This window comes from Oleiphilus sp. HI0079, from assembly GCF_001635105.1.
Genome location: NZ_LWFT01000747.1, coordinates 1 through 6,096 on the forward strand (window position 1 = coordinate 1; position 6,096 = coordinate 6,096).

A 6,096-nucleotide genomic window follows, 5' to 3' on the forward strand; every position below is an offset into this window, starting at 1 on the left:
TGAATGCTGCTCCTCAAAGTTTTCACTGATTAATAATGCTGCAACGAGATCTACTTCAAGGTCTTTCGTGTTGGTTAATTCATTCAGCTCATAAGAGAAGTTGGCCGGAGCACCTTCTTTAAAAGGTTTGATTATGTCTTCTGGACGTTCTCGGAGAATGAGTCGTTCTGACCAACTCTCTGAGGCCTTTGATGAAGTGTCTTTCTTATTTGAATCTGAGAGCGATTCAGCGTTCGGCTCGATTGGCGGGCAGACGGATTGGATGCCCGAGTCATTTGATAAGAACGTGCGCACATTAATGGATGAGCCGCTTCCTTCTCTACCCGGTAAGAAGCGGGTGGTGAATGGATTAGGCGGGGCAGGAGACCACAGGCTCTTGATAATGTTTTGTACCTGAATGATTTTGTCCTTATCCAGATCATTGCATCGTCCAGATGCCTCGCATTTGCTTAACTCATCAGGCTCCGCTATGAGGGCTACTTTCTCTTGATATAGGGTGCTTCCATCGCCGTTCAGATCCATCGCGGCATCGCTCACATCAACGACATCGAGCAACCAAAGAAATAGCTTTTTTGGGTTTACGACTTGCTGCTCGGATTTTGTCTCGCAAAATATACTGGAGTTTGTTTTCAGAATGCTATTGGCGTAATCGACCTCATTCGCTTGAGCGCTCGAAATCGTCGTTAAGCAGAAAACGAGAGGGAGGATACCTCTCATCGTTGAGCGCATAGTTGAACGCAAAGTTGAGCTTATAGTTGAGATAGGTTTTAGCATAATTTTTATTGGGCGATAGCGCGCTCGCCCACACCTACTCGATGGTACAACATCATTGGTTATTTAGAATCGTCCTGTTGCTCTATGGCCGCTTGGTAGACGTGCACGTCCCGCTGAGGGAAGGGGATGGAGATGCCTTCCTCGTCAAAACGCTGCTTCACGGTGCGCGTGATATCCCAATAGACGTCCCAGTAGTCAGACGTAGCGACCCAAGGTCGAACGATGAAATCGACAGACGACTCGTTGAGCGTATGCAATTTGATCATTGGCTCTGGGTTTTTCAATACTTTCGGGTGCTCATCGAGAATGCCTGCCAGTACAGCTTCTGCTTTTGGAATGTCGTCGCTATAACCTATGCCAAACACCAAATCGACGCGACGCGTCGTCTGTGCGGTTACGTTGCGGATGACGTCTCCCCAAATTTTACTATTTGGAATCACCAAGCTTTGATTATCGAAAGTGAGAACGGTTGTCGAAACGAGGCTTAACTTCGAAACGATGCCGGTTACACCTGCTGTCTCGATTAGATTTCCCTCATCGAAGGGGCGATAGATTAAGATCATCATTCCAGAGGCAAAGTTCGAGAGTGTGTCTTGAAGTGCAAAACCAATAATAAAACCAACCATTCCCAAGCCAGCAAGCATCGGCCCAACCTCAACGCCGAGCTGTGATAAAGCGATTAGAAAACCGATTAATAATACGAGCTTTGACGACATGGAGACGAAGAACTTGTGTAGCAGCGCAGATATTTTGAGATTTGAGTGATCAAGCGCGTTTTGCACCACTTTACGCACCAGCTTGGCGATGATCGAGAACACGAGTAGGACCGCGAAGAACATAATAATGTTTAGAATCAGATCAATGCCGTTCTCTGAAAACCAGCGAGCAAGTGCGTTCGTCATTTGTTCGCTCAAGCCAACGATAATATCTGCGTCTAGTAAGTCGCCTGATAGCTTTCCTCTGGCGATCACCAAGAACTGAGAGATTTCGCGAGTGTCCATACTAAGACTGTTCATCAATTGAATGCGCTGGGCGAGGGTCTCAATCGCACCAACTTTTTTGTGTTCTAGTGCTTGAAGCTTGTCATTGATTTCTGTCTGTACGTCGGCATTTGCAAATCCAAGAACGCGTAGAAAGTTCTCTCTTGCATCAAGCAGCGCCTCAACACTATCTGCGGCATAACGGGCATAGGTTTGAAGTTTTTGTTCTAGGTAGGTGACGTCCGATGTGTGATCAAGATCGAGACCTTGTTGATACTGCGTGTTCACGAATAAGGCTTGAAGGTACTGATCAAGAATCCGATTGCGACGTGCAACGACTTGCTCATGGATTAATATATCCGTTTGCGCTTCAAGTTGGGCTTGCTTGTCATTATCTTGCGCATTTAGCGTGTCGATTTTTTCAATGATCGATTTGATGGATGTCGACTGCTCGTTAACGATGTCTATTAAAATCTTTTTTAAGACTGGGTCCGGCTCTTTGGCATTTTGGTAGTTTTGGTAAAGCGAGGCGAGTTTTTCTCTTTGTTCAAAAAAAGCATTTACATATCGCGAGCCCAGCACAAAACGGTGTAATCCCGTCGAACGATCAAATTCTCCGGCTGTCTCAATCATCATGTGTTGCAGTTCTAGGTATTCAGCGTGCTCTTTGATGGCTGGAGGCGGGTTTTCGGAGTTTGTTGTTGCGTAGCTGCTGAAGACAAAACCGGTGGTAACAATGCAGGACAAGATTACTAGTTTTGCTGTCATCCAAAGCGAGTGTTTCATAAGAACCTACCTAGTCATTCTATATTGTTGTTTTTTGCTGTCGTGCCGCGCTCTGATTCTGCCGAAACATGCGCGCGAACAAACATAGCATACTGGTTATTTTGATGCGCGCTTGCTCGACGCTTGTCTCAACTCAACTCAACTCGGCAGTTTGTCTATTTGGCCGTGCGCTCAGTCTTCACCAGTCTCGCGTTGAGTAGTTTGTTGGCGTCAGTATGGTGTCGTGCGCTTCGTTAAGAAGATTGGGGTAGTCGAGCGTGTAGTGTAATCCCCGACTTTCCTGGCGCTGGATGGCTGAGCAGATAATCAGGTCTGCAACGGTGACTAGGTTACGCAGCTCAAGCAGGTCGTTGCTGACAGAGTAATTACTGTAGTAGTCGAGAATTTCTTGGTGCAGTAAGTCAACGCGGTGTTTGGCGCGCTGTAGGCGCTTGTTTGTGCGAACGATGCCGACATAGTCCCACATAAAGCGTCTTAGCTCATCCCAGTTGTGGGCAATCACGACATCTTCGTCAGAGTCGGTGACACGAGATTCGTCCCACTCAGGTGCCTCGGGGGGCGGCGGGATGGCATCGGCTTTTTGATTGATATCTTTGGCAGCAGCGTCGCCGTAGACAATGCATTCAAGCAATGAATTGCTTGCCATTCGATTGGCGCCATGCAAACCCGTGAACGAGGCTTCGCCGATGACATACAGCTGATTAACGTCGGAGCGCCCGCGGTGATCAACCATCACCCCGCCACATGTGTAGTGCGCTGCGGGTACGATCGGTATTGGCTCTTTAGTAATGTCGATCCCGAAACCCATGCAGGTTTCGTAGATTGTCGGGAAGTGAGCGCGAATAAAGTCCGCAGGCTTATGGCTTATATCCAAGTAAAGGTGGTCAGCACCTAATCGCTTCATTTCGTGGTCAATAGCGCGCGCAACGATGTCTCGCGGGGCGAGCTCTTCGCGGTCATCGAAGCGATGCATGAAGCGTTTTCCATTTGGCAGAAGCAAATGACCGCCTTCGCCACGAACAGCCTCCGTAATCAAAAAGCTTTTTGCCTGAGGGTGGTAGAGGCAAGTTGGATGGAACTGATTAAACTCCATATTCGCGACCCTGCAACCACTTCGCCAAGCCATCGCGATGCCATCGCCGCTCGCTCCATCAGGGTTACTGGTATAAAGATAGGCTTTTGCCGCGCCGCCTGTGGCCAAAATGACAAAGCGAGCACGAAATAATTCGACGTGGCCGTCTGACCGATTGAGTACATATGCGCCAACGCAGCGGTTGCCCGGAAGGAAAAGTTTTTTATGTGTGATCAGGTCAATCGCGACGCGATTTTCAAACACCGTTACGTTTTCTGCGGCAAGCGTCTGCTCGCACAGAGCCTTGGATATTGCCATGCCCGTCGCATCATCGGCATGGACAACACGTCGATGACTATGACCACCTTCTTTTGTCAGGTGATAGTGTTTGGGGTTTTCGGCAGCGCTATCTTTAGTAAAGTTAACGCCCATGCTCTTAAGCCATTTTATGCTTTCGCGGCCACCATTAACGGTTTGCCTTACTGCGTCTTCGTGACACAAGCCGCCACCCGCAATCAGCGTATCCTGTATGTGGAGCTCTTCATTATCCTGCTGATCAAGCACGGCGGCGATGCCGCCTTGGGCCCAGGGCGTTGAACCACTGGTGAGTTGGCCTTTCGATATTACGGCGACTGATAAACTCGAGTCGAGTTTGAGCGCGCTGGTTAAACCGGCGGCACCGCTACCGATAATGAGAACATCGTATTGGAAAGACGAGGCCATAGCTTGCTTCTTAGGAAAATGAATCGAGGAACAATAACTTGGGAGGATTCTATGCGTTCATGGAACTTCTTTGCAAACGCTTAGTCTATTAAACAACGTTCAAGTGAATAGGACTCTATCGAATGACCCAAGTGATGCAACTCAATGCGCATGAGGTTTGTGTTTCCGGCACGGCCGTGGATAATAAGGCCACTCCTCAATGGGCTGATTCGCAGCTCGGGCGCGCGAGAATAGATAACAAAATGGGTCCCACTGATACATTAGAAGAACGTAAAGCTGCGAACGCTGACCGTGCGCTTGATCATAAGCTTGTGGTGCGTGTTCAAAAAGGCGATACGGCGGCGTTTGATCTTCTTGTTATGAAGTATCAAGGGCGCGTGGGATCGATTATCTCTCGTTTTGTCTCCGATCATCACGAGGTTGCCGACGTGGCGCAGGAAGCCTTTATTAAGGCTTACAAGGCGTTGCCAAACTTCCGTTCCGATAGTGCGTTTTACACTTGGCTGTATCGCATTGCGGTGAATTGCGCAAAGAACTATCTGGCGTCAAAAGGCCGGAAAACACCGTCTGTGGATATTGACATTAGTGACGCAGAATCGGCGTACCCTAACCGGGGCCTGGAAGATTTGTCGAATCCAGCGGATCAGTTAAACCGGGATCAGTTGGAGCAGGTTGTACACGGTGCAATTAGGGCACTGCCTGAAGATTTGCGCATGGCGTTAACGTTGAGAGAGTTTGAAGGATTAAGTTACGACGAGATTTCCAAGATTATGGATTGTCCTGTCGGAACTGTTCGCTCACGCATTTTTAGAGCGCGCGAGGCGATTGACCTTGCGATGCAAAAAGCCCAAGGCGAGTTATGAATTTCTGTGCGAGCAGTCTCAGAGCGATCAACGTAGATCAATATGTATTAGGTGGGGTTAGGCTCCACAAGAGAGGTTGAAGTGGACGACAAAATGAAAGAGTCGATTTCTGCGCTCATGGATGACGAAGCGAACGAAATTGAAATACAGCGTTTGCTTTCAAAGTCAGATTCGAAAGATCTGTTGGATACCTGGAAGCGATACCACAATGCGCGCGACGTGATGGCCGGTATGCCCGGTCGCTCAGTCGACGTGGATATCGCAGCGAACGTTGCGGCAGCAATTCGGGGTGAGTCACAAGTATACTCCGCGGTTGAGCAGCCCAAACCTTCCTTAACCCTGGCTTCGTCTGTTGGTGTTGAACAAGCCGAGAACGAGACGAGTTCGAATCCTGTAAATAAAGCCTGGAAATTTGGTGGGGCAATCGCAGCCTGCCTCGTTGTCGCATTTGGATTTAGTGACTTGGGAGGCCGGGGTGTTCCGAGTGAAACTGCGCAGTTAGCTGTCTCAGGTGGTGATCCAAGCGCAGAAAGCCAGCTGGTTATGAATGATTTGGATGAAAGCCAGATCAGCAGTTTTAATCAGTATTTATTGCGTCACTCAGAGCTTAGCACCGTGACGGTCGCTTCTGGTGTGGCACCATTGATTCGTGTTGCTAGCGTTAACTCTGTCGGTATTTAGGGCGGGGTTGGTAGTTGGTGTTTAAGCTTGGAATCTTATCCATGATATTAAGAAAAACCTCAGTGCTGTTGATGCCGGTGCTCGCGTTGTTGCTGGTGTTATCAAGCATCGCCCGAGCGGATGGCGATGACGCTGGAGAGTGGATAAGTAAAATGCGCGCTGCGGCAACCAATGAATCTTATCGCGGCGTGTTTATGTTTTCACGCGGTAAGATGAG

General features: G+C 48.7%; 5 protein-coding genes. 2 read left to right on the forward strand and 3 right to left on the reverse strand.

What is annotated here, in order from left to right:
- The 3 genes from A3750_RS13830 to nadB all read right to left on the reverse strand — a co-directional run.
- Positions 1-717 (reverse strand): hypothetical protein (locus A3750_RS13830; protein ID WP_156498583.1); only part of this gene is annotated, 717 nt, incomplete at its 3' end.
- A gap of 116 nt (positions 718-833) precedes the next feature.
- The gene (locus A3750_RS13835) at positions 834-2,540 is read right to left on the reverse strand and encodes a mechanosensitive ion channel family protein (RefSeq protein ID WP_082873298.1); all 1,707 of its coding nucleotides are present in this window, start codon (positions 2,538-2,540) and stop codon (positions 834-836) included.
- A 178-nt stretch (positions 2,541-2,718) separates the two neighbouring features.
- Positions 2,719-4,335: an L-aspartate oxidase gene (nadB, locus tag A3750_RS13840; protein ID WP_068521310.1), complete on the reverse strand. Its 1,617-nt coding sequence runs from the start codon at positions 4,333-4,335 to the stop codon at positions 2,719-2,721.
- Positions 4,336-4,577: 242 nt separating this feature from the next.
- On the opposite strand from nadB, the gene rpoE reads away from it, so the two are divergent.
- Complete coding sequence (rpoE, locus tag A3750_RS13845; RefSeq protein WP_068457263.1) at positions 4,578-5,198, forward strand: RNA polymerase sigma factor RpoE; 621 nt, start codon at positions 4,578-4,580, stop codon at positions 5,196-5,198.
- Between the two features lie 81 nt (positions 5,199-5,279).
- Positions 5,280-5,879, forward strand: a complete 600-nt coding sequence (locus A3750_RS13850; protein ID WP_068466614.1) for a sigma-E factor negative regulatory protein — start codon at positions 5,280-5,282, stop codon at positions 5,877-5,879.
- The last annotated feature ends 217 nt before the right edge of the window (positions 5,880-6,096 follow it).

Bases quoted from the DNA above. Each gene is read 5' to 3' on its own strand.
- rpoE (WP_068457263.1), top strand. From the start codon at position 4,578: ATGGGTCCCACTGATACATTAGAAGAACGTAAAGCTGCGAACGCTGAC.
- A3750_RS13835 (WP_082873298.1), bottom strand. From the start codon at position 2,540: ATGAAACACTCGCTTTGGATGACAGCAAAACTAGTAATCTTGTCCTGC.
- nadB (WP_068521310.1), bottom strand. From the start codon at position 4,335: ATGGCCTCGTCTTTCCAATACGATGTTCTCATTATCGGTAGCGGTGCC.